Annotated in this window: 24 protein-coding genes; 11 read left to right on the top strand and 13 right to left on the bottom strand. The window is 61.7% G+C overall.

The genetic code is table 11. From position 1 onward, the window contains the following. Positions 1 to 28 precede the first annotated feature (28 nt). The 3 genes from nrdD to PSEUDOMOFG3G_RS11795 all read left to right on the top strand — a co-directional run bounded on the left by nrdD (position 29) and on the right by PSEUDOMOFG3G_RS11795 (position 2628). A complete protein-coding gene (nrdD, locus tag PSEUDOMOFG3G_RS11785; RefSeq protein WP_003182303.1) occupies positions 29 to 190 on the top strand; it encodes an anaerobic ribonucleoside-triphosphate reductase in 162 nt (53 codons plus the stop codon). Continuing rightward, positions 187 to 882 carry an anaerobic ribonucleoside-triphosphate reductase activating protein gene (locus tag PSEUDOMOFG3G_RS11790; RefSeq protein ID WP_306670303.1) on the top strand — a complete coding sequence of 232 codons (696 nt, stop codon included), beginning with the start codon at positions 187 to 189 and terminating at the stop codon, positions 880 to 882. The genes nrdD and PSEUDOMOFG3G_RS11790 overlap by 4 nt, the downstream gene beginning before the upstream one ends. A gap of 123 nt (positions 883 to 1005) precedes the next feature. After that, on the top strand, positions 1006 to 2628 hold the full coding sequence (locus PSEUDOMOFG3G_RS11795) for a methyl-accepting chemotaxis protein (protein ID WP_139050012.1): 1623 nt from the start codon (positions 1006 to 1008) through the stop codon (positions 2626 to 2628). 67 nt (positions 2629 to 2695) lie between these two features. Here PSEUDOMOFG3G_RS11795 and PSEUDOMOFG3G_RS11800 read toward each other — a convergent pair whose 3' ends face one another. The 4 genes from PSEUDOMOFG3G_RS11800 to PSEUDOMOFG3G_RS11815 are packed head-to-tail and all read right to left on the bottom strand — an operon-like array spanning position 2696 to position 5799. After that, complete coding sequence (locus PSEUDOMOFG3G_RS11800; protein ID WP_139050013.1) at positions 2696 to 4051, bottom strand: 4Fe-4S binding protein; 1356 nt, start codon at positions 4049 to 4051, stop codon at positions 2696 to 2698. Then, a complete protein-coding gene (locus PSEUDOMOFG3G_RS11805) occupies positions 4039 to 4893 on the bottom strand; it encodes an FTR1 family protein (RefSeq protein ID WP_139050014.1) in 855 nt (284 codons plus the stop codon). Before PSEUDOMOFG3G_RS11805 ends, PSEUDOMOFG3G_RS11800 begins: the two co-directional genes overlap by 13 nt. 22 nt (positions 4894 to 4915) lie before the next feature. Beyond that, positions 4916 to 5266: a cupredoxin domain-containing protein gene (locus PSEUDOMOFG3G_RS11810; RefSeq protein ID WP_047229161.1), complete on the bottom strand. Its 351-nt coding sequence runs from the start codon at positions 5264 to 5266 to the stop codon at positions 4916 to 4918. 2 nt (positions 5267 to 5268) lie between these two features. Further along, positions 5269 to 5799, bottom strand: coding sequence for an iron transporter (locus PSEUDOMOFG3G_RS11815; protein WP_047229160.1), 531 nt, complete (start codon positions 5797 to 5799; stop codon positions 5269 to 5271). Between the two features lie 201 nt (positions 5800 to 6000). Between PSEUDOMOFG3G_RS11815 and PSEUDOMOFG3G_RS11820 the strand changes: the two genes are divergently transcribed. Beyond that, positions 6001 to 6228: a DUF3079 domain-containing protein gene (locus tag PSEUDOMOFG3G_RS11820; protein ID WP_047229159.1), complete on the top strand. Its 228-nt coding sequence runs from the start codon at positions 6001 to 6003 to the stop codon at positions 6226 to 6228. Between the two features lie 127 nt (positions 6229 to 6355). Here the strand turns inward: PSEUDOMOFG3G_RS11820 and PSEUDOMOFG3G_RS11825 are convergent, their stop codons facing one another. From PSEUDOMOFG3G_RS11825 to PSEUDOMOFG3G_RS11835, 3 genes are all read right to left on the bottom strand, one after another. After that, complete coding sequence (locus PSEUDOMOFG3G_RS11825) at positions 6356 to 8095, bottom strand: dipeptidase (protein ID WP_139050015.1); 1740 nt, start codon at positions 8093 to 8095, stop codon at positions 6356 to 6358. A gap of 228 nt (positions 8096 to 8323) precedes the next feature. Next, positions 8324 to 10324, bottom strand: coding sequence for a U32 family peptidase (locus PSEUDOMOFG3G_RS11830; RefSeq protein WP_139050016.1), 2001 nt, complete (start codon positions 10322 to 10324; stop codon positions 8324 to 8326). Positions 10325 to 10441: 117 nt separating this feature from the next. Further along, on the bottom strand, positions 10442 to 12010 hold the full coding sequence (locus PSEUDOMOFG3G_RS11835; RefSeq protein ID WP_139050017.1) for a sensor domain-containing diguanylate cyclase: 1569 nt from the start codon (positions 12008 to 12010) through the stop codon (positions 10442 to 10444). A gap of 220 nt (positions 12011 to 12230) precedes the next feature. Here PSEUDOMOFG3G_RS11835 and PSEUDOMOFG3G_RS11840 point away from each other — a divergent pair, with 220 nt between their 5' ends. From PSEUDOMOFG3G_RS11840 to PSEUDOMOFG3G_RS11850, 3 genes are read left to right on the top strand one after another with little or no spacing between them, the layout of a single operon-like run. Further along, positions 12231 to 12797, top strand: a complete 567-nt coding sequence (locus tag PSEUDOMOFG3G_RS11840) for a chalcone isomerase family protein (protein WP_047229156.1) — start codon at positions 12231 to 12233, stop codon at positions 12795 to 12797. Further along, positions 12794 to 13333 (top strand): DUF3833 domain-containing protein, encoded by a 540-nt coding sequence (locus PSEUDOMOFG3G_RS11845; RefSeq protein ID WP_047229155.1) that lies wholly within the window; start codon positions 12794 to 12796, stop codon positions 13331 to 13333. The genes PSEUDOMOFG3G_RS11840 and PSEUDOMOFG3G_RS11845 overlap by 4 nt, the downstream gene beginning before the upstream one ends. After that, positions 13330 to 13635 carry a DUF6482 family protein gene (locus PSEUDOMOFG3G_RS11850; RefSeq protein ID WP_047229154.1) on the top strand — a complete coding sequence of 102 codons (306 nt, stop codon included), beginning with the start codon at positions 13330 to 13332 and terminating at the stop codon, positions 13633 to 13635. The genes PSEUDOMOFG3G_RS11845 and PSEUDOMOFG3G_RS11850 overlap by 4 nt, the downstream gene beginning before the upstream one ends. A gap of 28 nt (positions 13636 to 13663) precedes the next feature. Here the strand turns inward: PSEUDOMOFG3G_RS11850 and PSEUDOMOFG3G_RS11855 are convergent, their stop codons facing one another. Genes PSEUDOMOFG3G_RS11855 through PSEUDOMOFG3G_RS11880 form a run of 6 tightly spaced genes read right to left on the bottom strand, consistent with a single transcriptional unit; the run spans position 13664 to position 18629 of the window. Continuing rightward, positions 13664 to 14152, bottom strand: coding sequence for a DUF2878 domain-containing protein (locus PSEUDOMOFG3G_RS11855; protein ID WP_047229153.1), 489 nt, complete (start codon positions 14150 to 14152; stop codon positions 13664 to 13666). Further along, complete coding sequence (locus PSEUDOMOFG3G_RS11860) at positions 14152 to 15420, bottom strand: cyclopropane-fatty-acyl-phospholipid synthase family protein (RefSeq protein ID WP_139050018.1); 1269 nt, start codon at positions 15418 to 15420, stop codon at positions 14152 to 14154. Before PSEUDOMOFG3G_RS11860 ends, PSEUDOMOFG3G_RS11855 begins: the two co-directional genes overlap by 1 nt. After that, on the bottom strand, positions 15392 to 16207 hold the full coding sequence (locus PSEUDOMOFG3G_RS11865) for a DUF1365 domain-containing protein (protein WP_139050019.1): 816 nt from the start codon (positions 16205 to 16207) through the stop codon (positions 15392 to 15394). Before PSEUDOMOFG3G_RS11865 ends, PSEUDOMOFG3G_RS11860 begins: the two co-directional genes overlap by 29 nt. Then, positions 16204 to 17451, bottom strand: a complete 1248-nt coding sequence (locus PSEUDOMOFG3G_RS11870) for an NAD(P)/FAD-dependent oxidoreductase (RefSeq protein WP_139050020.1) — start codon at positions 17449 to 17451, stop codon at positions 16204 to 16206. The genes PSEUDOMOFG3G_RS11865 and PSEUDOMOFG3G_RS11870 overlap by 4 nt, the downstream gene beginning before the upstream one ends. Before the next feature lie 3 nt (positions 17452 to 17454). Then, positions 17455 to 18210 (bottom strand): SDR family oxidoreductase, encoded by a 756-nt coding sequence (locus PSEUDOMOFG3G_RS11875; protein WP_047229150.1) that lies wholly within the window; start codon positions 18208 to 18210, stop codon positions 17455 to 17457. Beyond that, positions 18207 to 18629, bottom strand: a complete 423-nt coding sequence (locus PSEUDOMOFG3G_RS11880) for a nuclear transport factor 2 family protein (RefSeq protein WP_047229149.1) — start codon at positions 18627 to 18629, stop codon at positions 18207 to 18209. Before PSEUDOMOFG3G_RS11880 ends, PSEUDOMOFG3G_RS11875 begins: the two co-directional genes overlap by 4 nt. 429 nt (positions 18630 to 19058) lie before the next feature. Here PSEUDOMOFG3G_RS11880 and PSEUDOMOFG3G_RS11885 point away from each other — a divergent pair, with 429 nt between their 5' ends. The 4 genes from PSEUDOMOFG3G_RS11885 to argE are packed head-to-tail and all read left to right on the top strand — an operon-like array spanning position 19059 to position 22658. Continuing rightward, positions 19059 to 20399 carry an NAD(P)/FAD-dependent oxidoreductase gene (locus PSEUDOMOFG3G_RS11885; protein ID WP_107322439.1) on the top strand — a complete coding sequence of 447 codons (1341 nt, stop codon included), beginning with the start codon at positions 19059 to 19061 and terminating at the stop codon, positions 20397 to 20399. Continuing rightward, positions 20399 to 20809, top strand: a complete 411-nt coding sequence (locus PSEUDOMOFG3G_RS11890) for a RidA family protein (RefSeq protein ID WP_003201555.1) — start codon at positions 20399 to 20401, stop codon at positions 20807 to 20809. Before PSEUDOMOFG3G_RS11885 ends, PSEUDOMOFG3G_RS11890 begins: the two co-directional genes overlap by 1 nt. Positions 20810 to 20821: 12 nt before the next feature. After that, positions 20822 to 21496: a DUF1028 domain-containing protein gene (locus PSEUDOMOFG3G_RS11895; RefSeq protein WP_139050021.1), complete on the top strand. Its 675-nt coding sequence runs from the start codon at positions 20822 to 20824 to the stop codon at positions 21494 to 21496. Further along, entirely contained in the window at positions 21489 to 22658 is a 1170-nt protein-coding gene (gene argE, locus PSEUDOMOFG3G_RS11900) for an acetylornithine deacetylase (protein WP_139050022.1), read from the top strand. Before PSEUDOMOFG3G_RS11895 ends, argE begins: the two co-directional genes overlap by 8 nt. Positions 22659 to 22738: the final 80 nt, after the last annotated feature.

Consider the following 22738-nt stretch of genomic DNA (forward strand, 5'->3'; position numbering starts at 1 on the left):
GATCCATCGACCGCAAGGAGCTTCATCCATGAACGCATCACAATCTCTTCCGCAGGCACAGCGTCAACGTTGCGAAGTCTGGACCCGCGTGATGGGTTATCACCGTCCGGTGGCGGCCTTCAACCCAGGCAAACAGTCCGAGCATCGCGAACGGGTTCACTTCACTGAAAGCGCGGCCGGGCGTCCATGAGTCGAGCGCTACGGGTTGGGGGCATGGTGCCCCTGACCACCCTCGATTATCCGGGCCAACTGGCTTGCGTACTGTTTTGCCAAGGCTGCGCCTGGCGTTGTCGTTATTGCCACAACCCGCAACTGATCCCGCCGCGCGGCAGCGAAGAGGTGGATTGGTGTCGGGTGTTGGCATTTTTGCAACGTCGCCAGGATCTGCTTGACGCCGTGGTGTTCAGCGGTGGTGAGCCGACCCTGCAGGACGGCCTGGCGCCCGCCATGGAACAAGTGCGGCAGATGGGTTTTCGCATCGGCCTGCACAGCGCCGGCATCAAACCGGCGGCCTTCGCCAAAGTGGTCGGGCAAGCCGACTGGGTTGGCTTCGACATCAAGGCCTTGCCCGAAGACGCCCTGGACGTGACTCGGGTTCATGGCAGCGGTGCCGCCAACTGGCGCAGCCTCGAATATCTGCTGGCCAGCGGCGTGGATTATGAATGCCGGACCACCGTGCATTGGCATTTGTTCGATCCCGAACGGTTGTTGACCCTGGCTCGCCGCCTGAGCGAGCAGGGCGTCACGCGTTTCGCTGTGCAACTGGTGCGCACGGCCCGGATGCTCGACCCTCATCTTTCCAGTGTTTCGGCACAGGCCTTGCAGCCGGAGTTGTGGGCCGCCATGCGCGAGTTGTTTCCCTCGTTCGTTTTACGCAGTTGACCGTCCCCGGGGATGAACGACCGACAGCGGTTCGGGATCGCCGGGCCCCTCTTTTTTATGGCTTTTTTTATGGTTTTCAAATGCGCTGCCAATCGGCAGGTAGTTGAACAGGGAGCATTTGATATGACCAGACTCACCACTGCCCACCGTATCGTGATCGGTTTTGCCATCGCGCCACTGGCGTTGATCGCCCTGGCGTTATACGCCTTGAACGACCTGGCCACGCTGCGCGACCAGGCGGTGCAAATCGTCAGACAGGATTGGCCGAAGATCGACCCGATCATGGTGATCGCCACGGGTGTGCGCGATAACGCCAGGAACACCCGGGACCTGTTGATCGACAAGAACAACGCGCAGGTCCAGCAATCGATCGACATGACCCGGCAACGTATTACCCAGGCCTTTACCACGCTGGAGCCGCTGTTCGACCAGCCGGAAGGCAAAGCGGCGTATGCGGCACTGAAGAAGCACCGTGAGGCGTATGTGGCCGCGTTCGTTCAGGTGCAGGCGTTGATTCGCCAGGGCGCGATGGACGACGCGATGACACAACTCAAGCAGGGCGTGATGCCGGCCGAGCTTGAGGTCTACAAAAGCCTGGAAGGGTTGATGGCGATGCAGGGCCGGTTGTTTGTCGAGCGTGAACGTCTGGCTCAGGCGCGCTACAGCGACGCGCGGCGCAACATGCTGACACTGGTGCTGGCCTGCCTGGCCCTGGTCAGTACCGTTGCGGTCCTGGTGACCCGCAGCGTGACCCGTCCGCTGGGTGGCGAGCCCGATGATGCGGCGCGGGTGCTGAGCCAGATTGCCCAAGGCGACTTGACGATCCGCGTGCCGCTGGACGCCGGGAGTGCAAACGACAGCGTAATGAGCAACATGCATGACATGCAGCAGAGCCTCAACAGCATGGTCCGGCACATTGCGGCTTCGGTGGATCGGGTGGCCAGTTCCTCCGAAGAGCTGAGTGCGGTGAGCAGTCAGACCAACAGCACCCTGGAACTGCAAGGCCAGGAAATCGAACAGGCCGCGGCGGCCGTGAACCAGATGACGGCGGCGGTGGACGAAGTGGCGCGCAATGCGGTGAGTACCAGCGAAGCCTCGCGGATATCCGAGCAAACCGCCCAGCGCGGTCGTGAGCAGGTTCAGGAGACCGTTGCTTCGATCAGCGCATTGGCGCTGGGGGTGACGGACTCCTCGGGACGCATCCAGCAGTTGGCAGGCAGGGTCGAGCACATCAGTTCGGTGTTGGACGTGATCCGCGGCATTGCCGATCAAACCAATCTGCTGGCCCTGAACGCCGCCATTGAAGCAGCCCGCGCCGGCGATGCCGGGCGTGGTTTTGCCGTGGTGGCCGACGAAGTCCGGGCACTGGCCCATCGCACCCAGGATTCGACTCGGGAAATCGAGGAGATGATCGGCAACATCCGCCAGGGCAGCGAGCACGCCGTGACCGCCATGCAAAGCAACAGCGAACTGGTGCAGACCACTTTGCAAGTGGCCCGCCGCTCCGGCGATGCCCTGGATGAAATCGCCCGTTCGATCTCGCAGATCAACGAGCGTAATCTGATGATCGCCAGCGCCACCGAAGAACAGGCGCTGGTAGCCCGGGAAGTGGACCGTAACCTGGTGGGCATTCGCAACCTGTCCGAACAGGTATTGCTCGGGGCCCGGCATACTGATACTGCCGGTCAGGACCTGGCGCAGATGGCCGGCTCACTGCATGAGACCGTGGCGCGGTTCAAGGTCTAGGCCAGCCCCGCGTCAGATGTTGTGAACCACACAAATCCACCGTGGGAGCAACGCTTGCACTGCGTGCTCACCATCCCCAGAACTGCAGCCACCAGCCATAACCCACCAGGCCATTGGCCAATACCAGGCAGGCCATTGCGAGGGGCCGGCGGGCTGCATGTTCCAGGCGCTTGTAGCCCAGCCACAGACTCCAGGCGATTGCCGCGACCAGCAGCGCGGCCCGAGCCGGTTGTACCCAGTCGAGCAACAACCCTTCATAGCGCAGCAGTTTGACGGTGGTGGCCGACAAGCCGAGGAACAACCCTGCACCGCCGAGGGGCGTCAGGGTGATGGCCAAGGGCCAATACTGTGCAGGATCGCCCGAGAGTCTTGCCGCCAGGCGCATCAACAGCAGCAGCGATGTGCCCAACAGCAAGGCACTCATGCCCAGATAAGCGACGATGCAAAAGCCATCGAGCCAACTGAAGCTGTCATTGAGCTGCGGATAGTGGGTCAGCAACCACCAAGGGGCGTTGTCTTGCAATGGCCAGAACAGCTCATGGGCGACCAGCCATTGGGCCAGGCTCTGCTTCATGGCAATGAACCAGGGGCTGACGGTCCACTGAAAAGCCCCCATGGCCAGGCCAATGACGCCGAACAACAACAAGCGCGCGTCCCAGGGCGAAAGGGTGGTTGCGCTCGAGTGAAGGATTTCCTCGTTACTGGAACGGGCTATCAGGTGTACCGCATCGCGCTGGCCGCTGCAGCGACCACAGGCGTGGCAATCGGCGGCACCGCGCATCCGGCGAATGTCCAGCAATGGCGCGCAGTTGGGAGGCGGTCGGCGCGGCGCGGGGTTTTCCAGCCAGCGTTGCTCGTCCACCTGGAAGTGCACCGGTGCCAGGCGAGCAAGCAGGGCGAAGACGCCACTGACTGGACACAGGTAGCGGCACCACACTCGCTTGCCTCGGGCGAACAGCAGGCCAACGATCACCGCTGCGACCGTCGAGCCCCCCAGGATCAACAGCGCCGCCTGGGCATAGTCATAGACGCTGATCAACTGCCCATAGATCGTGGTCAGGCAGAACGCCAGGGTCGGCCAGCCGGCCCAGCGCACCCCGCGTGGCACGCCCAGGCCTTTGCCATACTGGCTGGCCCATTCACTCAAGGCACCTTCAGGACACAGCACGCCACACCAGAGTCGACCGAACAGCACAATCGACAGCAACACGAAAGGCCACCAGATGCCCCAGAACATAAACTGCGCCAGCAGCGTGAGGTTGTCCAACAGCCGAGCCTGGCTGCTGGGCAATGGCAACAGCGCCGGCACCACCAGCAGCACCGCATAGAACAGCACCACCGCCCATTGCACGGCGCGAATGGTTGCGCCGTGGCGCCGCATGCCGTCGCCCAGACGTTTCAGCCAGAGGTTCAAGTCGGACATGGCAGCGTTTGCGCTTTGCGTGGCCGCAGCCAGCCGGCAACCCCCAGCCAGTAGCCGAGCCACACCAACAAGGTCATGGCACTGGGACTGGCTCGATAGCCGGTGAAATCCGCCAGGAAACCGCCCAGGCCATGGCCGCCATCCAATATCGCGCTGCTGTCCCAGAGCGCGTCGCCGATGCCTTGGTAGACCACTTCGGGCCAGTCCATCGCCAGCAACTGACCGCTGATCCGCTCAATGCCGCTGACCAGCAGCGCTGCCCCCAATAACAACAGAATGGTTTCGCTGATGGCAAAGAAACGCGGCCATGAGATGAACCGTCGACTGCCGTGCAGCAAGACGATGGTCAGCAGCGCCAGCAGCAGGCCGGCCACCGCGCCCACGGCGAACAAGCCCAGTGGCGCCCCTTGCAGACGCGCCCCGGCGCCATACAGGAAGACCACGGTTTCACTGCCTTCGCGGCTGACGGCCAGCAGCGCCAACACCATCAGCCCCCATCCACCTTGGCGGCTGAAACGATGGTCGGCGTGACGCGTCAGATTCTGTTTCAACGTCCCGGCGTTTCGGTGCATCCAACCGACCATTTGCACGATCAGCAGACTGGCGACCAGCGCCAACGCCGCCTGGAACCATTCATTGGCCGCGCCGCTCATGGCTTCGCCGACTAACAGAATCAGACCGGCCAAGATGCCCGACAACAGCAAACCCAGCGCCACGCCAGCCCACACGAACTGCAACAAGCGACCGGCCTGTTGCTGCCGGCTGACCCAGGCCTGGAGTATGCCGATTACCAACAGCGCCTCGACGCTTTCGCGCCAGACAATAAACATGGATTGAGTCATGCAAACACCTCCTGTTCGCCGACTACTGGGCGAGGATGCCGCCCTCGGGCAGTTGCGGGTTGAATTCATCGAAAAACGGATAGTGCCCGGGGCGCAGCGGGTGAATGACGACAAACGTGGTAACGCCGGGCGACAGGACCTTTTCCACCCGCAGGGGCGTGCTCTCGAATTCCGCCGGACCCTGGCCGACGTTTTTCAGCACGATCTTGAAGCGCTGCCCGGCCGGTACTTCCAGCAGCGGCGGGGTGAAATGGCCGTCGCGCATGCTCAACTCGTAAGTAAGCAGTTGGGCATGGGCGACTGAAGGCAACAGCAAGCCGGCCAGCACCCAGCCGGCCAGTTGTCGCGCTGTTCGGCTCGTTGAACGACGCATCTTCAATACCCGCCTTTTTTGCCAATCCCGGCGTAGACGAATTCGTAATGCAGTTCACAGCGCTCGAACCACGGTGCCACGCCGGTTTCCTTGTCGGTATGACGGCCGAGGGAGCCATGGCCGCCGGGCGGCAGGACAGTGAAGGTCAATTGGTATTTGCCGGGGCCCAGCAGCTTGACGTTGTCGCCATAGTGCGGCCCGTCATTGGCCACCATGGCGTGGAAGTCGCCCTTGAGCGGGGTGTCGTTGCCTTGTTTTTTCAGTTGGAACGACACGTTGAGGTAGGGCACGAAGCTGCCTTCCTGGAAACCTTGCTGGTTGTCGGCCGTGGCCCTGATATCGGCCTCCAGGTGAACGTCAGACTCGGCGGTTGGGCGCATCATGCCGGCCGGGGCCATTTCGATCGGTTGCAGGTACACCGCGCCGACCTCCAGGCCCGGGCACATTTGCGGTTCGCCAATGGGGTATTCCTTGGCCTGGGACAGAGGGGCGAGAAACAGCAGGGCGAGAGACAGCGGAGCGAGGGTACGCATGGGAAGACTTCCTGAGGACTAAGGGATGGCCGAGTCTAGGAAGCTTTGCTGCGAATAATAATGATTCTTGTCAATTTTCGAGGCATTTAACCCGCCAGGAACGCCGATACCGTCATGCCGGTGGTTCTTGATCGATATCAAGGGCACTTTGGCCCTGACACGCTAGGGTACAGGCACACCCATCGGCTATACGGGGGCGTCATGGCAAAGCCTTTTCCAATCAGTCCGAAACATCCCGAGCGCATTTGCTGGGGCTGCGACCGTTATTGCCCGGCCAGTGCCCTGGCGTGTGGCAACGGTGCGGATCGAACCATGCACCCGGCCGAAATGATCGGGGAGGATTGGTACCTGCATGGTGATTGGGGGGTGGAGTTGGTGGACATTAGCGCCAAGGTCATCGATCCAAGCACCACTCACCCGAAGGAATGAAGTGAACCTGTGGCGAGGGAGCTTGCTCCCGCTCGGTAGCGCAGCAACCTCAAAATCTTGGGGCCGCTGCGCAGCCCAGCGGGAGCAAGCTCCCTCGCCACAGTGAATAAAATACGCCTCACAGGTTTTACAACTTCGGCAACTGCCCGATCCGCCCCATCATCTCGGTCACGATCTGCAGGTCCAGAAGAAACTGCTCGACCGTCTTGAACTCGTTGTCGTTATGCCCGGTGTACTTGACGTCGGGCATGGCCAGGCCGAACTGCACGCCGTTGGGCAAGTCATGAACCGAGGTGGCGCCAGCGGAGGTGCCGTACTTGTGCTCCATGCCGAGGTTTTCGCTGGCCACGGCCAACAGTGCCTTGACCCATTCACCGTCCGGGTTGCGATACATCGGCTCATCGATTGAATAATCGAACGCCACGGCGACCTCCGTCTTCTTGCTCCAGGCGGCCAGTTTGTCGGTGATTTCAGCCTTGATCGCTTCCGTCGGCTTGCCCACCGGCACGCGCAGATTGACGGCCAGCTTGAAGGCTTTGTCATCCATGCCGACATACGTCAGGGAAGCGGTCAGCGGCCCCATGAAGGCGTCGGAAAAGCCAATCCCCAGTTTGCTTCCCAGGTAGTCCAGGCCCCAGTTGTCGGCGGCATAGCGGGCGGCATCGGTGATGTGGTTGTGCTTGAGCGCAACCTTGCCCTCGAGGCTGTTGATGAAGTCCAGCATCCTCGCCACCGGGTTGACCCCGGACTCTGGTTCTGAGGAATGGGCGGAGACGCCTGTGAAGGTCAGTTTGACGTCCTTACCGACGACCGCGGTGGTCACCTGGAAGTCGCCGCCATTGCCCTTGGCATACGCGGAAGCGGCTTTTTGCAGCGTCGCGGCCAGTTCAGCAGGCTGATCGCCCACGAAGGTAGCGACCGATGTGGACGGAATCTGATTGGTGGCCAGGCCACCGGTCATCGCCGTGATCTCAGCGCCTTTGCCCTGGGCCGCACGCCGGGCGAAGTTGGCCATGACGGTGCCATAGCCTTTTTCGGCAATCACCACCGGGTAGCCGCCATCCAGCGCCAGGTTGTAGTTGGGGGTTGGGTTGCGCTCGAAGTAATAGGGGATGGCGTCGCCGGTGGTTTCCTCGGTGGTGTCTACCAGCAGTTTGAAATTCCTCGCCAGCGGCAGGTTTTCTTCCTTGATGATCTTCATGGCGTACAGCGCCACGACAATGCCGTTCTTATCATCTTCGGTGCCCCGCCCGTACATGCGGTCGCCCACCAGGGTGACCTTGAACGGATCCAGACGAGTGCCGTCTTTCAATACCCAGTTTTCCGGGGTCACCGGCACGACGTCGGCATGGGCGTGAATGCCCACGACTTCGTCGCCACTGCCATGCAGTGAAATCTCGTAGACGCGGTTGTCGATGTTGCGAAAGTCCAGGTTGAAGGCTAGGGCAAGGCGCTTGATCTTGTCCGCGATCTTGAGGAACTCGGGGTTCTCGTGCTGGGCAACACCGTCCTTGCGAAAGGTCGGGATCGCCACCAGTTCGCGCAGGGTTTCGGTAGCGGCGTTGCCGTATTTCACCCGTGCATAGAGGCCGAGCAGACGATGAATTTCGTTCTGCTGCTCAGCCGTAAGGGGTTTGTTGTCGAGGAACGTGCTGATGGCCGGGCCGAGCTTGGCGGTTTCGGCCAACTCACTCCTGGCCACATTTCCCAGGAACTGCCTGAAGTCGGTGACGGAGGTGTCAGCGAGGGTTTTGACGAGGGACGAACTCTGTTGCGCAGTGATGTTGGCCAAGGCGGGTGGGGTGATCGACGCCAGGCTGGACAGCAGCAGGGTGCTCACGGCCAGGTGCTTGAGGGATAAGTTCATTGGTAGAGGCATTCCTTTGCAGACGGTGGGAAAGAAGTGACTGATTGATGGAACACTCACTTACAACCTAGCACCGAGAAGGACCTGCCGGGAGTTTTGTAATCAACATTAATGCATGCCGATCCATTGCTATCGCGAGCAGGCTCGCTCCCACAAGGGATTAGGGGTGGTCACACGATCTTGTGTCCACTTTGCAATCCCTGTGGGAGCGAGCCTGCTCGCGATAGCTTAATGCGGCGCGCGAGGGATCGTCTTGAGCAGGTCTTCCGGGCTGATGTGACCGACGATGGGCTCCGCGCTGCTGCCCGGCAGCGGCAGGTCGAGGATGTGCCCCTTGATCTTGCCGACCACATGCATCTCGCAGGGTTTGCAGTCGAACTTCAGCGTCAGCACCTCGTCACCATGGATCAACTGCATCGGCGCAACCTTGGTGCGCACGCCGGTGACGCCCTTGGCCTGCTTGGGACAGAGGTTGAACGAGAAACGCAGACAGTGCTTGGTGATCATCACCGGCACTTCACCGGTTTCTTCGTGGGCTTCGAACGCCGCATCGATCAGTTTCACACCGTGGCGATGATAAAAATCCCGGGCCTTCTGGTTGTAGACGTTGGCCAGGAACGACAGGTGCGACTCCGGGTACACCGGCGGAGGATTGGTCTCGGCCTTGCGCCCCCCTCGGGGATGGGCCTCGACACGGGCGGTGGTCAGGGCTTCGATGACTTCGCGGCGCACTGCCTTGAGCTGCGAGTTGGGAATGAAATACGCCTGGGGCGCATCCAGCTCGATGGCGGTGGCGTGGTACTCGGTGGTGCCCAGTTGGCCGAGCAGGTCGTGCAGTTGCTCCAGCGCCTGCTCCGGCTTGTTCGCCAGGCCGAATGGCCCGTCCAGGCTGACGCTGGCGCTGACGCCTTCCTCGCTGGTAGCAGTCAGCTCCAGGCGCTCTTCACGCAGGCGTGCGACCCAGGCAACGCCCACCCGGCGCTCGGCGGAGGTCTTGAGCAGCGCTTGCTGCCAGTTGTGGTCCAGGTTACGACTCAGCGGGTGGTTGGGGCGTAATGTGTGCAACCCTGCCGGCATTTCGTTGGGCTCGACGCGGTAGCGGTAACGCTTCTGGCCGTCTTCCTCGAATTCGCCCTTGGGCTCGGCGATGTTGGCGCGAAAACCCACCACTTCACGCTTGACCAGCACGTTGAGGCCATCGCCGTTGGACAGCGGATCAAAGGTCACGACTTGCAGGTCGCGCTTGCCGACTTTTTCCACCACGCCCACCGGCACGCCGGTAAAGGTCGGGGAATCGAAGGCGCCGATGTCGATCTTGCGCTCGCTGACGAAGTAGTCGGTGCTGCCGCGGTGGAACGTCTTCTCCGGGTCGGGCAGGAAGAAGTGCGCGGTGCGACCGCTGGAGGCGCGGGCCAGGTCCGAACGGTCTTCGAGGACATCGTCCAGGCGCTGGCGGTAGTAGGCGGTGATGTTCTTCACATAGCCCATGTCCTTGTAGCGTCCTTCGATCTTGAACGAACGCACACCGGCTTCGACCAGGGCGCGGATGTTGGCGCTCTGGTTGTTGTCCTTCATCGACAGCAGGTGCTTCTCATAGGCAACCACCCGGCCCTGATCATCCTTGAGGGTGTAGGGCAGGCGACAGGCCTGGGAGCAATCACCACGGTTGGCGCTGCGGCCGTTCTGGGCGTGGGAGATATTGCATTGGCCGGAAAACGCCACGCACAGCGCGCCGTGGATAAAGAACTCGATGGCCGCGTCGGTTTCGTCGGCGATGGCGCGGATTTCCTGCAGGTTCAACTCCCGCGCCAGTACCAGTTGGGAGAAACCGGCCTGATCAAGGAACTTTGCCCGTGCCAGGGTACGGATGTCGGTCTGGGTGCTGGCGTGCAGTTCGATCGGCGGGATGTCCAGTTCCATCACCCCTAGATCCTGGACGATCAAGGCATCGACACCCGCATCGTACAACTGGTGGATCAACTGGCGGGCCGGCTCCAGTTCGTTGTCATGCAGGATGGTGTTGATCGTGGTGAACACCCGGGCGTGGTAGCGATGGGCGAACTCCACCAACCGGGCGATATCACTCACCTCGTTACAGGCGTTGTGACGCGCGCCGAAACTCGGGCCACCGATGTACACGGCGTCAGCGCCATGCAGGATGGCCTCGCGGGCGATGGTCACGTCGCGGGCGGGGCTGAGCAATTCCAGATGATGTTTGGGCAAGGACATTTGTTTTTAGTCAGGCTGATCACGGTCGAAGCGCGCATTGTAGCCGCCAGGCGCCCGGCCGGCACCTGTGGACTTGGATTTGCGCGATATGACCGATATGCGGCTTCGCCCCGTGGGTCATCCCGGCGAAGCATCAGGGCTGCACCAGCGGTTTCTCCCGGTGTTTTTTGCCAGATACAAGAACGCATCAGCGGCCTTGATCAGCATGGCCGGGGTCACGTCCTCGGTGCTTGGCCGGCAGGTGGTGATGCCCGCGCTGGCGGTGACCAGGCCCAAGGGATGGTCGCCGTGTTCGATGTTCAGCGCCCTGATGGACTCCAGAATCTCTTGTGCGATCGTGGCGGCCCCCGCGCTGTGGGTGTCGGGCAGCAAAATGGTGAATTCTTCACCCCCGTAGCGCACCGCCAGGTCGCCGGGCCGTTTGATCGCTTGCTGGATCGCCCCCGCGATCGCGCGCAGACAGTCGTCCCCGGCAGCATGGCCGTATTTGTCGTTGTAGCGTTTGAAGTAATCGACATCAAGCATGATCAAGGCCAAGGAGGCGTGCTGACGCCTGGCCCGGCGAATCTCATCGGCCAATGCAATGTCCAGCCGTCTGCGGTTGCCCAAACCGGTCAGGCTGTCGGTCAGTGCCATGTCCCGCATGGTTTGGTGGGCGCTGCGAATCTGTTTCTCCATGGTCATTCTGTAGCGCAACTGGCTCAACACGATCAGCCCAAAGCCGACGAGTATCACGATCAGGAATATCAGTACGAAGCCGGTCTTGAGCAGATCGTGACGCCAGGGGGTGATGATCGATTCGCGAGACAATCCGGCCTCGACCACCAGCGGATAAGTGGTCAAGGCTCGGTAGCCATAAATGCGTTCAGTGCCGTCGACGACGGCCCTGGCCTCGGCGACGCCCTGATTGGAGTTGGGCAAGTGGTCACGGAAGATCACGCTATTGACCAGGCTCTTGCCGACCACCGAGGCGACGAAGGGCCGCCGGACCAGAATCGTGCCATCTCGCAGGGCCAGGACCAGGGCTCCCTTGTCGTCGATCTTGAAGTCGCCGTAGTAGTCCACGAAATAGCTGACCTTGACCGTTCCCAGCAACACACCGGCGAACGAGCCGTCAGGATTGTTCAAGCGGCGGGAGATGGGGATGATCAGGTCATTGGTGGATCGGCTCCTGATCACTTCGCCGATCCGCACGCTTCGGTCCTCGTGGGTGCGGTGATACTGGAAGTAGTCGCGGTCGGCATTGTTCGCCGAGTCTGGCGTTGTTTGCTTGTCTGTCACTATCCACTGCCCGTCGGGGCCGTAGATAAACAAACCGTGCAACTGCGGCATGATGGCCGACTGTTGCACCAGCAGTTTATGGATGCGCGGGATGTCGATGTTCTGCAGGCCATCGCCTTCCACTCGCTCGCTGAGTGCTGCGGTCACCACGTCCACTTGCCGGATGGTGTCTTCGGCGTGCTGGGCCGTCGCTCGCGCCAGGTTTGTCACCGAATCGCGGGCCGAGGCAAAGGCAGAGCGATAGTCACGCCATGTTCTCCAGCCTTCAACGGCCAGGAACACCATCACCACCACCAGCATGAAAGTGATGGTGAGCCGCAGGGCAGCTCCGGCCCGCGCTACCTGAGGGGGAAAGGATTCGTCAGCACTTTCTTTCTTTAGCTGCGGCCGTTCACGTCCGAGCATTAACATTTCCTTCTACAGCAGCGCGACTGCGCATTATTAGGGCGCAGGCTACCTTATCCGATAACAGGACGTTAGCTGAAGGATTCGAGGCAGGCACAGATCGCCAAAGCACGGGTGGATATAAAAGGCCATAACTCGCAAATCCACTCAAAAAGCTGTACAAACCATACTTCATGTACAACTATTGAGCGACCTTCGGCAATCCAGTGATGTTTTTTCAATGGCAAGGTCGTTTGCGTTCAAGAAAAGCCTGAGCCGGTTCATGGCCTGCGTTTTGGTGCTTTACGCCAGCCAAGCTCTGTGCGACTGGCGCACGGTACTGCCTGACGCCCGTCTGGTGGGGCAAGCCGATTATTCCTGGTACGGGTTCGATCTCTACCAGGCCAGGTTATGGAGTGCGACCTTGCAACCCAGCCTGGAAACGCCGCTGGCACTTGAGCTGAATTACCGCCGCACGATCAGCAAGCAAACCTTGGTGCAAGCGAGCATCGAGGAGATGCGCCGAATCGCGGGTAAATCCCTGGACCCAGTACAGCTCGACAGCTGGAGCGATGACATGCGGCGGTCCTTCGTCGACGTCAGGCCAGGCAGTCAAATCACCGGGCTTTACCTGCCCGGCAAGGGTTGCCGCTTTTATGTCGACGGGCGCTTGACCCATGAAGTCGCCGACTCATCGTTCGCTCGAAGTTTCTTCGCCATCTGGCTCGATCCCCGCACCCGGCATCCGGAGTTGCGGCAACAGCTGCTGGGGCTCAATAACGCGCGCGTAGGGGGGCAAACACCATGACTCGGTTAATGGTTGGACTGCTTTTAATGATGAGTTTGACCAGTTGCGGGAACGTGAATGTCGATCGTTATGCCGACCAGCAACCGCAGCTGGATCTGGTGCGCTTCTTCAGTCAGCCAATCAAGGCCTGGGGCATCTATCAAAAACGTTCCGGCGAGGTCATCAAGCGTTTCGAGGTTGAGATATTGAGTCACCGTGAAGGTGAACAGCTGATTCTCGATGAGCGCTTTCTCTACAGTGATGGCAGCCGACAACGGCGCGTATGGACGCTGACCCCCGATGGCCCGGGGCTCTGGCGCGGTCGCGCCGACGATGTGATCGGCGAGGCGCGGGGAGAGGTGGCCGGCAACGCGCTGCGCTGGCGCTATCGATTGAACCTGCCAGTAGACGGATCGACTTACGAAGTGACTTTTGACGACTGGATGTACTTGATGGACGAAGACACGATGATCAACCGCTCGAGCATGAGCAAGTTTGGCGTCGAGTTGGGCCAGGTCACGCTGTTTTTCCGTCGTCAGGGCGGGGGCGCGCCATGAACCTGCAAACCCTGATCGAGCTGGCCATCGAAGGCCGGGTACACGAGCTGGAGTTATGGTCGCTGGAGGGCGGTATCTACGTGTTGCGTGCGCGACTGGACCGCGGGTTTCGTACGTTGCTCGACGACTCCGGACGAACATTGCATTTGCGATCCACCACCCATTTGCGTGAGTTGCTGCGTGACGCGCCGCGGTTACCCTGCATGTTGGTACAGCATGTCGTTCACGACGAAATGTGTGGCCAGCGCGAGGGGCCGATAGAGCCTTTGCGTGTGCCACTTTTTCTGGATGAACCTTGGTAATAATGTTCGCCTGGCGCGGGTTCTGACCTCAGTGGGGATCAGCCAGGCGCAACGCCAACGGCAGCCAGAGTGCCCACAGGGGCGCCAACACCAGAGCGGTTCCCACGATGCCAAGCGGCAGCGCAACGCCGGCCAGTGGAGCGCCTGCGCAATAGGCCAGCGGACCGCCGACCATGCCCACCAACGCACCGCGCCAAACAGGCTGTACGGCCCAGGCCAGGCTGTGCCGCAAGCTTGTGGCAAACACCAGCCAGAGCAGCGCAAGCCAGAGGGGCAGGGCGGTCTGAGCGAATCCGAACAGACCCAGCACACCCAGGCTCCAGTCCAGCACCATGCCGCACAGCCCCACGCGCATCACTGCACGCAACTCGGCCCGGGGCTGTGGGCAGAAGCTCAGGTGAGCCAGCAATCCTGCCGCCACAGCCAGGAGCCACCAGGCATTCTGTGCGCCCAGTACACAACCCCACCAGCCCAACTGGACCCAGAGTGCGTTGACGATCAGGCCCGCGCGACTCATCAAGCCTCCCGCCGCTCCAGCAAAGAGAGCTGACGCGCCCCGGGAGCGGCAAAGAGCAGTTGCGCGACGCCGATGGCACGCTCCTGGAATCCGCCTTCGCAGTAACACAGGTAGAACTCCCACAGGCGTTGGAAGGTTTCGTCGTAACCCAGCTCCAGCAGCGCTTGGCGTGATTGCCGGAAGTTCTCGTGCCAGTGCTTCAGCGTGCGGGCGTAGTGCGCGCCGAAGTCTTCCAGGTGCAGCAGGTTGAGCGGTGTTTGACGGCTGGCGGTGTTTAGCAGAACGGACAACGATGGCAGCGCGCCGCCGGGAAAAATATGCCGCTGGATGAAGTCCACCGAGCGGCGTGCCTGCTCATAACGCTGGTCGCGAATGGTGATGGCTTGCAGCAACATCAGGCCGTCATCCTTGAGCAGAGCGCAGCAGCGCCGGAAGTATTCGGGTAAATAGCGATGACCGACAGCTTCGATCATTTCGATCGAGACCAGCTTGTCGTAGCGCCCCTCCAGATCGCGATAGTCCTTGCACAGCACCTCAATGCGCTGCTGCAGACCCAGTGCCTCGACGCGCCGGCAGGTATGGGCGTACTGCTCGTGCGACAACGTTGTGGTGGTCACCTTGCAGCCATATTGGCTGGCAGCATAAATCGCCAGGCTGCCCCAGCCGGTGCCGATTTCCAGTAGGTGGTCGCCGGGGCGCAGGTCGAGCTTGCGACAGATGCGTTCGAGCTTGTTGAGCTGGGCTTCTTCCAGGCTTTGTTCGGGGCTTTCGAACATGGCGGCCGAGTACATCATGGTGGGATCGAGCAAACGCTCGAACAAGTCATTGCCCAAGTCGTAATGGGCAATGATGTTGCGCCGAGAGCCGCGCCGGCTGTTACGGTTGAGCCAGTGCAGCCAACGCAGCACCGGGCGGCCGAGGCGAGCCAGACCACTGTCCATCGCATCGAGCACGTCCAGGTTGGCGACGAACACGCGGGTCACCGCCGTCAGGTCGTTGCTGCGCCAGTACCCCTGGATATAGGCCTCACCGGCGCCGATCGAACCGTTACTGGCGAGCATGCCCCAGACGGCGTCGTCAAGAATTTCGACTTCGGCCTGCAGAGCACTGGCCGGATCGCCGAAGTTTAGCGATTCCCCATCGAGCAGCAGGCGCAAGTGGCCTTGGCGCAGGTGTCGTAATTGGCCGAGAACGACTTGCTTGAAGACGCCGCCGTTGAACAGGCGAAAGCTGCCGGCCTTAGTAACGCTCAGGGTGGGTTCGGGCATGGTCGGGGTCCTTGTGGGCGGTTTCGCCGACGCTCAGGCCGTTTTGGCTGGCCTGATGGTCGTGCAGGGGCGTGCGTTTGAAGAGCAGGCGCAGGGCCTGCCAGTAAATGGCGCTCAAGGTGCGCAGGCTCATCCACGGGAAGGCCAGGAAGTGACGACGCACAGCCGCGGCATCGAGAGGTTGACGCTTGAGCGCAAGGTCGGCCTCGAACACCTTGCTGCCATCGCGCCAGTTCTCCATATGCACCCGGATATGTGAGTCCGCGATCAGAAAGCGCATGCGGTAGTCCATGTCCCGAGGCAGGAACGGTGATACATGGAACGCCTTGGCCACCCGGAACGCATGGGGTTCACCGGGGCTTACCGGCAACACATAGTGATAGCGCTCGCGCCATGGGGTGTTGCGGACCTCACAGAGAATGGCCGCCAGACGCCCATCGGTTTCGTGGCAGAAATAGAAACTCACCGGATTGAAAGACACCCCCCAACTGCGCGGTTGGGTCAGCAGCTGGATTGCGCCCTGGGGCGCGGTGCCCAGGGCCTGGGCAAGCAATTCGCGCACCGCGTCGAGCAAGGGGACGCCCAGACGTGTGCGAGCGGGCAGGTAATCGTGCTCGCGCCAGCACAGCGGTGCCAAGGGCCACCCCCGCAGCAGGCGGGACAGACCCAGCACCTGGCTTTGTTCGGCGAGGTCCAGATAAAGCATGCCGATGGGGTATCGGAATCCATGGGCGCGGGGTGAATAGCGGCGATGGTCGATCCAGCCGCGGCACAGGCTGCTATTCAAAGGTATTCTCCAAAATGCCCGGCCACATCCAGCCCACTGACCACACCGTCTTCGTGGAAACCATTGGCCCAATAGGCGCCGCAGAAATAACTGTGCTGACGCCCTTGCAGATCACCCTGGCGAGCCTGGGCGGCGACGCCGGCGAGGCTGTATTGCGGATGCGCATACTCGAAGCGAGCCAGGACCTTGGCCGGATCCACCACGTCACTCTGATTGAGGCTCACGCAGAAGGTCACCGGGGCGTCCAGACCCTGGAGGATGTTCATGTTGTAGGTCAGCGCAGCAGGCGCTCGCACCGAACCACCCAGTCGGTAATTCCAACTCGCCCAGGCCTGGCGGCGCTGCGGCAAGACACCGGTGTCGGTATGCAGCAGTACTTCGTTGCTGGCGTAGGCCAGGGCACCGAGCACCTCACGTTCCGCTTTGCTTGGCGTTTCAAGCAGCGCCAGGGCCTGGTCGCTGTGGCAGGCAAACACCACTTTGTCGAAACGCTCAAGTCCCGCCGCGCTGAGTATGTTCACGCCTGTCGCGTCGCGGCTCACGCGCTGCACCGGGCAGTTGAGCCGAATATGCTGGCGAAAGTGCGCGCATAACGGGTCGATATAACCCCGCGAGCCGCCCTCGATCACTCGCCATTGTGGGCGTCGGTTGACCGATAGCAGGCCGTGGTTATGGCAGAAGCGCACGAAGAACTGCAGCGGAAACTCCAGCATTCCGGCAGGCGACATCGACCAGATCGCCGAGCCCATGGGCACGATGTAGTGGTCGATGAACCGTTGTCCATAATTGTGGACATGCAGGTAATCGCCCAGCCGGGTGGTGCTGTCGATGCGCTGCGCCTTCAAGTCGGCCGTGGCCTGCCGGTTGAATCTGAGGATGTCCTGCAACATGCCCCAGAAGCTCGGCGACAGCAGGTTGCGTCGTCGGGCGAAAAGGCTGCGCAGGGTATGCCCCTTGTACTCCTGGCCGGTGGCCGGGTCATGCACCGAAAAGCTCATCTCAGTGGCACGGGAAGTCACGCCCAACTGGTCCAGCAAACGGATGAAGTTCGGATAGGTCCAGTCGTTGTAGACAATGAAACCGGTGTCCACCCCATAGCGCTGACCTTGCCAATCCACGTCCACAGTGTGGGTGTGGCCGCCGATCCGGTCGTCGGCTTCGAACAGGGTGATCTGGTGCTGGCGAGCCAACAGGTATGCGCATGTCAGCCCCGATATGCCGCTGCCGATGATTGCGATGCGCATGTTTCAAGACTCCTGGGAAGAGCGTGCCAGACGCCGGCCAAGGGCCAGGCGCCAACGGGCGGGCAAGCGTCCGAGCGAACGCAGGACGAAGGTGAAAAACCATGGAAAAGCGATGTCCAGCGGTCGCGCGGGCAGGCGCTGGGTGATATGCCGCGCTGCGCGCTGGGCCGACCAGCGCATGGGCATCGGAAAGTCATTGCGGCGGGTCAGCGGGGTGTCGACGAAACCGGGGCTTACCAAGGTGACATCGATACCCTCGGCGGCCAGATCGATGCGCAACGACTCAAACAAATAGCGCAGCGCCGCCTTGGACGCGCCATACGCGCCGGCACGCGGCAAAGCCAGCCAGGTCACTGCGCTGCACACCCCCACCAAATGCGGGCGTTGGCCTCTGCGCAGCAAGGGCAGGGCGGCTTCCAGGCAGTGGCTGGTGCCCAGCAGGTTGGTGGTCAATACCCGTTCGACCAGTCGCGTGTCGAAGTGCCCAGGCTCCAGGTATTCGCAGGTTCCGGCATTGAGAATCACCAGGTCCAGCGCCCCCCATCGAGCGTCGATGGTCCGGCAGATATCGGCCACTTGCGCTGGATCGGTCAGGTCTCCCGGCAGCACCAGGACCTGATCCTCATAGCGAGTCGCTAACGCTTGAAGGGGGGCGACCTGTCGCGCACTCAGCGCCAGACGGTGTCCTTGCTCAAGAAGCTGCGAGGCCAATGCTGCACCGATACCGCTACTGGCGCCGGTCAACCAGATGCGACTCATGCCAGCCTCCGCTTCAGCCAGCCGATCACCGAGCCAAACAGTGGAAGGTGCTCGTAGAGCAGGGCACCCGCGTCGAAGAAGTCCTGGTGCAGGTAGACCCGTTCGTTCCAGCGCAAATAACTGCAGCCTTGCAGGGAGATAAGTGCGCCGCCGGCCAGACGTGGGTGGCTGTAATGCAGCGTCCAGCGTAGATAGCCCTCGCCGGGGCCGACCTCATCAAAGCCATGAAAGTCGTAGCGCACCTGATCGACGTTGGCATACATCTGCGCGAAGTAGTTGCGCAGGGCAGGCAGGCCTTCGATCCGATGCAATGGGTCCTGGAACTTAATGTCAGCGCTGTAGAGGGTATCGAGCTCGGCCAGGTGACTGGCGTCCAGCTCGGCGAAGGCGCGGGCAAAACGCTGGAGGTAGGCAGACATGTCAGGCTCCGAATTATTGTACAGGTAGTTATTCCTGTACAAGTTTTCGAAGCCTACTGCACGACCTGTACGTTTTAAAGTGTTTTGTATAGGTATTTGTAAATTTGTATAACTTTGCTGCTGAACGAGCCCGGTCATGATCGGGCTAGGCTGGTTCAGTGCAACGGCTGAATGTCAGTCAAGTGCGTTGCAGAAACCACGAATCGCTTCGCAGGCCTGGCGCAAAGACGCATCGTCCAGGGCGTAGGCGATACAGCAGTTTTTTCCTTGCCTGCAACGATAAAAACCCTCGTTTCGCAAATTCCCGCCTGCCGACAGAATCGCTTCGACACCTCTTGTCGATCGTCGCAAACGCAGAACTACAAAAAATCCAAACCCGAGGCGGCGTCATGCCGGCCTGAACCATCCCACTGCCGGAAGTGCACAGACATGCCCGTTGAGACCCTACAGATAGATACGCTTGTTATAGGCGCCGGCCAGGCCGGCGTGGCCATGAGTGAACATTTGAGTCGCCAGGGAGTGCCTCATCTTGTGGTGGAGCGCAACCGCATTGCCGAGGCCTGGCGCACCGCGCGTTGGGATTCGCTGGTGGCTAACGGCCCGGCCTGGCATGACCGCTTTCCGGGGCTGCAATTCCAGGGGCTCGACCCTGATGCCTTCGCCACCAAGGATCAAGTGGCCGATTACTTCCAAACCTATGCCAATACAATCAACGCACCGATCCGCACCGGTGTGGAAGTCAGAGAGGTACAGCGTAATGTCGGCCGCCCAGGCTTCAGCATTGAAACCAGCGAGGGCCCGATCGAGGCCATCCACGTGGTGGTCGCCACCGGGCCCTTTCAACGGCCGGTGATTCCACCTATCGCCGCGGATATGGCGCAAGTCACCCAGATGCACTCCGCCCAATACCGCAATCCCCGGCAGCTGGCCGAGGGCGCTGTACTGGTGGTCGGGGCGGGCTCGTCGGGGGTACAGATCGCCGATGAGTTACAGCGCGCTGGCAAGCAGGTCTACCTCTCGGTGGGCGCCCATGATCGCCCGCCTCGGGCCTATCGCAACCGGGATTTCTGCTGGTGGCTGGGTGTGCTCGGCGAGTGGGATGCGGAGGCCGTCCAGCCGGGCAGGGAGCATGTGACCATCGCCGTGAGCGGTGCCCGCGGCGGCTATACAGTGGACTTTCGCAGGCTGGCCCATGAGGGCATCACCCTGGTGGGCCTGACGAAGTCGTTCAACGGTAGCGTCGTGACGTTTGAACCCAACCTTGCCGAAAACATTGCCCGTGGCGATGAAAACTACCTGGCGCTGCTGGATGCCGCCGATGCCTACATTGCCCGCAATGGCCTGGACCTGCCGCCGGAGCCAGAAGCCCGCCGGCTGTTGCCTGACCCGCACTGCCTGACCCATCCGATCCTGGAACTGGATCTGGTGAACGCTGGGGTGACCACCGTGATCTGGGCCACCGGCTACTCGGTGGATTACAGCTGGCTGAAGGTCGACGCGCTGGACGCCAACGGCAAGCCACGGCACCAGCGGGGTGTTTCCAGCGAACCGGGTGTGTATTTCGTGGGTCTGCCCTGGCTGTCACGGCGCGGGTCGGCGTTCATCTGGGGCGTGTGGCACGACGCCCGGCATATCGCTGACCACATCGTGAAACAGCATACCTATCTCAACTATCGAGACGCTTCGCAGCGCCAGAACGACGACGTTCAAGCCCCGGCGCTCGATAGCGATTCGAACAGTTCGAAAACCAGCCTCATGGGAGTCCGTTGATGCCTACCCACACTCGCATCCGCATGTTCAACACCAAAGACACCTATCCCAACCAGACGCTGGACAACGACTTGTGCCAGGCCGTGCGCGCCGGCAATACCGTCTACGTGCGCGGTCAGGTTGGCACTGATTTCAACGGCCAGTTGGTAGGTCTGGGCGATCCGCGTGCCCAGGCTGAACAGGCCATGCGCAACGTCAAGCAATTGCTGGAAGAGGCCGGCAGCGACCTGAGCCACATCGTCAAGACCACCACTTACCTGATCGACCCGCGCTATCGCGAGCCGGTGTACCAGGAGGTGGGCAAATGGCTCAAAGGGGTGTTCCCGATTTCCACCGGGCTGGTGGTCAGCGCCCTCGGCCAGCCGCAATGGCTGATGGAAATCGACGTGATCGCAGTGATCCCCGAATAAGGAGAGTGGAGCATGACTTTTTCCATTGTCGGGCGCTGCGCCGAGACGGGCCAGTTGGGCATCGCCATCAGTTCCTCGAGTATTGCCGTCGGCGCCCGTTGCCCCTGGTTGCGGGCCGGTGTCGGCGCGGTGTCGAGCCAGAACATCACGCTGCCGGCCCTGGGTCCGCAGATCCTCGACGAACTGGCCGGCGGCCTGGCCGCCCAAGAGGCTGTCGACCGCGCCCTGGCGCGCAATGGCTACAGCCAGTACCGCCAGGTGGCGGTGGTGGATGCCCACGGGCGCACGGCGATTTTCAGCGGCAGCCACGCCTTGGGCACCCATCGCGCGCTGGCCGGTGAGCAATGCGTGGCGGCCGGCAATCTGCTGGCCAGTGTGGACGTGATCGACGCCATGGTTGCCGCATTCGAACACAGCGAAGGTTGCCTTGCCGCGCGCCTGCTGAGTGCGTTGCAGGCCGGGCAGAGCGCAGGTGGTGAAGCCGGAGCGGTGCATTCTGCGGCGCTGTCGGTGGTGGATGAACTCACCTGGCCGATCGTCGATTTGCGTGTCGACTGGGCCGAGGAAAACCCCATTGCTGAGCTGGAAAAACTGTGGCTGGCCTATCAGCCGCAACTGCAGGACTACCTGACCCGCGCCCTCGATCCGACCCTGGCCCCCAGCTACGGAGTGCCGGGTGATGAGTGAGCTGCGCAGCCGCGCACTGCTCGCCAGCCTGGTGGGCTTTGCCACGGTCAGTCGCGAGTCGAACCTGGCGCTGATCGAGTTCGTGCGTGGCTACCTCCACGATCTGGGCGTGAGTTGCGAACTGATCTACAACCTCGAGCGGACCAAGGCCAACCTGCTGGCGAGCATCGGCCCAGCGGTGCCCGGTGGGGTCGTGCTGTCCGGTCATACCGATGTAGTGCCGGTGGACGGACAGCACTGGACGGTCGATCCGTTTTGCTTGAGCGAGGCCGGCGGCAAGCTGTACGGCCGGGGCACCGCCGACATGAAAGGCTATTTGGCTTCAGTGCTGGCGGCGGTGCCGATGTTCCTCGCCAGCCCGCTTCGCCGGCCCGTGCATCTGGCGTTCTCCTATGACGAAGAGGTCGGTTGCCTGGGCGTGCGCAGTCTGCTGCAAGTGCTGGCGCAACGCATTCCCCAGCCTGCGTTGTGCCTGATCGGCGAGCCCACCCAACTCCAACCGGTGTTGGGCCACAAGGGCAAGTTGGCGATGCGTTGCCATGTCAAAGGGGCGGCCTGTCATTCGGCTTATGCGCCCTACGGGGTGAACGCCATCGAGCAGGCAGCGCGCCTGATCGGTCGGTTGGGGGAGATCGGCGCGAATCTGGCCGAACCTTCACAGCACGATGCGCGCTTCGATCCGGCGTACTCCACGGTGCAGGTGGGCGTGATCCAGGGCGGTACCGCGTTGAACATCGTCCCGGCCGATTGCCGCTTCGATTTCGAAGTGCGCGCCTTGCCGGATTTCGCCCCACAGGTCGTCGTCGAGCAATTGCGCGAGTACGCCGAGCAGGCGCTGCTACCAGCGATGCGGGCCGTGCAAGGCGACACCGCGATCCGGTTTGAACCACTGTCTGCCTACCCGGGCCTGGCAACCCGACCTGACAGCGCCGCGGCGCGTCTGGTGGCCGAGCTGTGCGGCAGTGATGCCTTCAGCACCGTGGCATTCGGCACCGAAGGCGGCCTGTTTGATCAGGCCGGAATCCCGGCGGTGGTCTGCGGCCCCGGCAGCATGGATCAGGGGCACAAAGCCGATGAATACGTGAGCGTTGAACAGATGGCGGCCTGCGACCGATTGATGGATCGCCTGGCGAGCCATCTCAGCGAACCCAACGACTTCTGAGACAAGGAATTTGCGGTGAACGATTTCAATGTTTGGAAAACCCGGGCCGCGCAACTGCGCCTGAAGGATAACGCCCTGAT

This window comes from Pseudomonas sp. FG-3G (assembly GCF_901007645.1).
Classification (GTDB): domain Bacteria; phylum Pseudomonadota; class Gammaproteobacteria; order Pseudomonadales; family Pseudomonadaceae; genus Aquipseudomonas; species Aquipseudomonas rhizophila.

Coding starts and splice junctions, on each gene's coding strand:
- nrdD (WP_003182303.1), top strand. CDS start 29: ATGAACGCATCACAATCTCTTCCGCAGGCACAGCGTCAACGTTGCGAA.
- PSEUDOMOFG3G_RS11790 (WP_306670303.1), top strand. CDS start 187: ATGAGTCGAGCGCTACGGGTTGGGGGCATGGTGCCCCTGACCACCCTC.
- PSEUDOMOFG3G_RS11795 (WP_139050012.1), top strand. CDS start 1,006: ATGACCAGACTCACCACTGCCCACCGTATCGTGATCGGTTTTGCCATC.
- PSEUDOMOFG3G_RS11800 (WP_139050013.1), bottom strand. CDS start 4,051: ATGTCCGACTTGAACCTCTGGCTGAAACGTCTGGGCGACGGCATGCGG.
- PSEUDOMOFG3G_RS11805 (WP_139050014.1), bottom strand. CDS start 4,893: ATGACTCAATCCATGTTTATTGTCTGGCGCGAAAGCGTCGAGGCGCTG.
- PSEUDOMOFG3G_RS11810 (WP_047229161.1), bottom strand. CDS start 5,266: ATGCGTCGTTCAACGAGCCGAACAGCGCGACAACTGGCCGGCTGGGTG.
- PSEUDOMOFG3G_RS11815 (WP_047229160.1), bottom strand. CDS start 5,799: ATGCGTACCCTCGCTCCGCTGTCTCTCGCCCTGCTGTTTCTCGCCCCT.
- PSEUDOMOFG3G_RS11820 (WP_047229159.1), top strand. CDS start 6,001: ATGGCAAAGCCTTTTCCAATCAGTCCGAAACATCCCGAGCGCATTTGC.
- PSEUDOMOFG3G_RS11825 (WP_139050015.1), bottom strand. CDS start 8,095: ATGAACTTATCCCTCAAGCACCTGGCCGTGAGCACCCTGCTGCTGTCC.
- PSEUDOMOFG3G_RS11830 (WP_139050016.1), bottom strand. CDS start 10,324: ATGTCCTTGCCCAAACATCATCTGGAATTGCTCAGCCCCGCCCGCGAC.
- PSEUDOMOFG3G_RS11835 (WP_139050017.1), bottom strand. CDS start 12,010: ATGCTCGGACGTGAACGGCCGCAGCTAAAGAAAGAAAGTGCTGACGAA.
- PSEUDOMOFG3G_RS11840 (WP_047229156.1), top strand. CDS start 12,231: ATGGCAAGGTCGTTTGCGTTCAAGAAAAGCCTGAGCCGGTTCATGGCC.
- PSEUDOMOFG3G_RS11845 (WP_047229155.1), top strand. CDS start 12,794: ATGACTCGGTTAATGGTTGGACTGCTTTTAATGATGAGTTTGACCAGT.
- PSEUDOMOFG3G_RS11850 (WP_047229154.1), top strand. CDS start 13,330: ATGAACCTGCAAACCCTGATCGAGCTGGCCATCGAAGGCCGGGTACAC.
- PSEUDOMOFG3G_RS11855 (WP_047229153.1), bottom strand. CDS start 14,152: ATGAGTCGCGCGGGCCTGATCGTCAACGCACTCTGGGTCCAGTTGGGC.
- PSEUDOMOFG3G_RS11860 (WP_139050018.1), bottom strand. CDS start 15,420: ATGCCCGAACCCACCCTGAGCGTTACTAAGGCCGGCAGCTTTCGCCTG.
- PSEUDOMOFG3G_RS11870 (WP_139050020.1), bottom strand. CDS start 17,451: ATGCGCATCGCAATCATCGGCAGCGGCATATCGGGGCTGACATGCGCA.
- PSEUDOMOFG3G_RS11875 (WP_047229150.1), bottom strand. CDS start 18,210: ATGAGTCGCATCTGGTTGACCGGCGCCAGTAGCGGTATCGGTGCAGCA.
- PSEUDOMOFG3G_RS11880 (WP_047229149.1), bottom strand. CDS start 18,629: ATGTCTGCCTACCTCCAGCGTTTTGCCCGCGCCTTCGCCGAGCTGGAC.
- PSEUDOMOFG3G_RS11885 (WP_107322439.1), top strand. CDS start 19,059: ATGCCCGTTGAGACCCTACAGATAGATACGCTTGTTATAGGCGCCGGC.
- PSEUDOMOFG3G_RS11890 (WP_003201555.1), top strand. CDS start 20,399: ATGCCTACCCACACTCGCATCCGCATGTTCAACACCAAAGACACCTAT.
- PSEUDOMOFG3G_RS11895 (WP_139050021.1), top strand. CDS start 20,822: ATGACTTTTTCCATTGTCGGGCGCTGCGCCGAGACGGGCCAGTTGGGC.
- argE (WP_139050022.1), top strand. CDS start 21,489: ATGAGTGAGCTGCGCAGCCGCGCACTGCTCGCCAGCCTGGTGGGCTTT.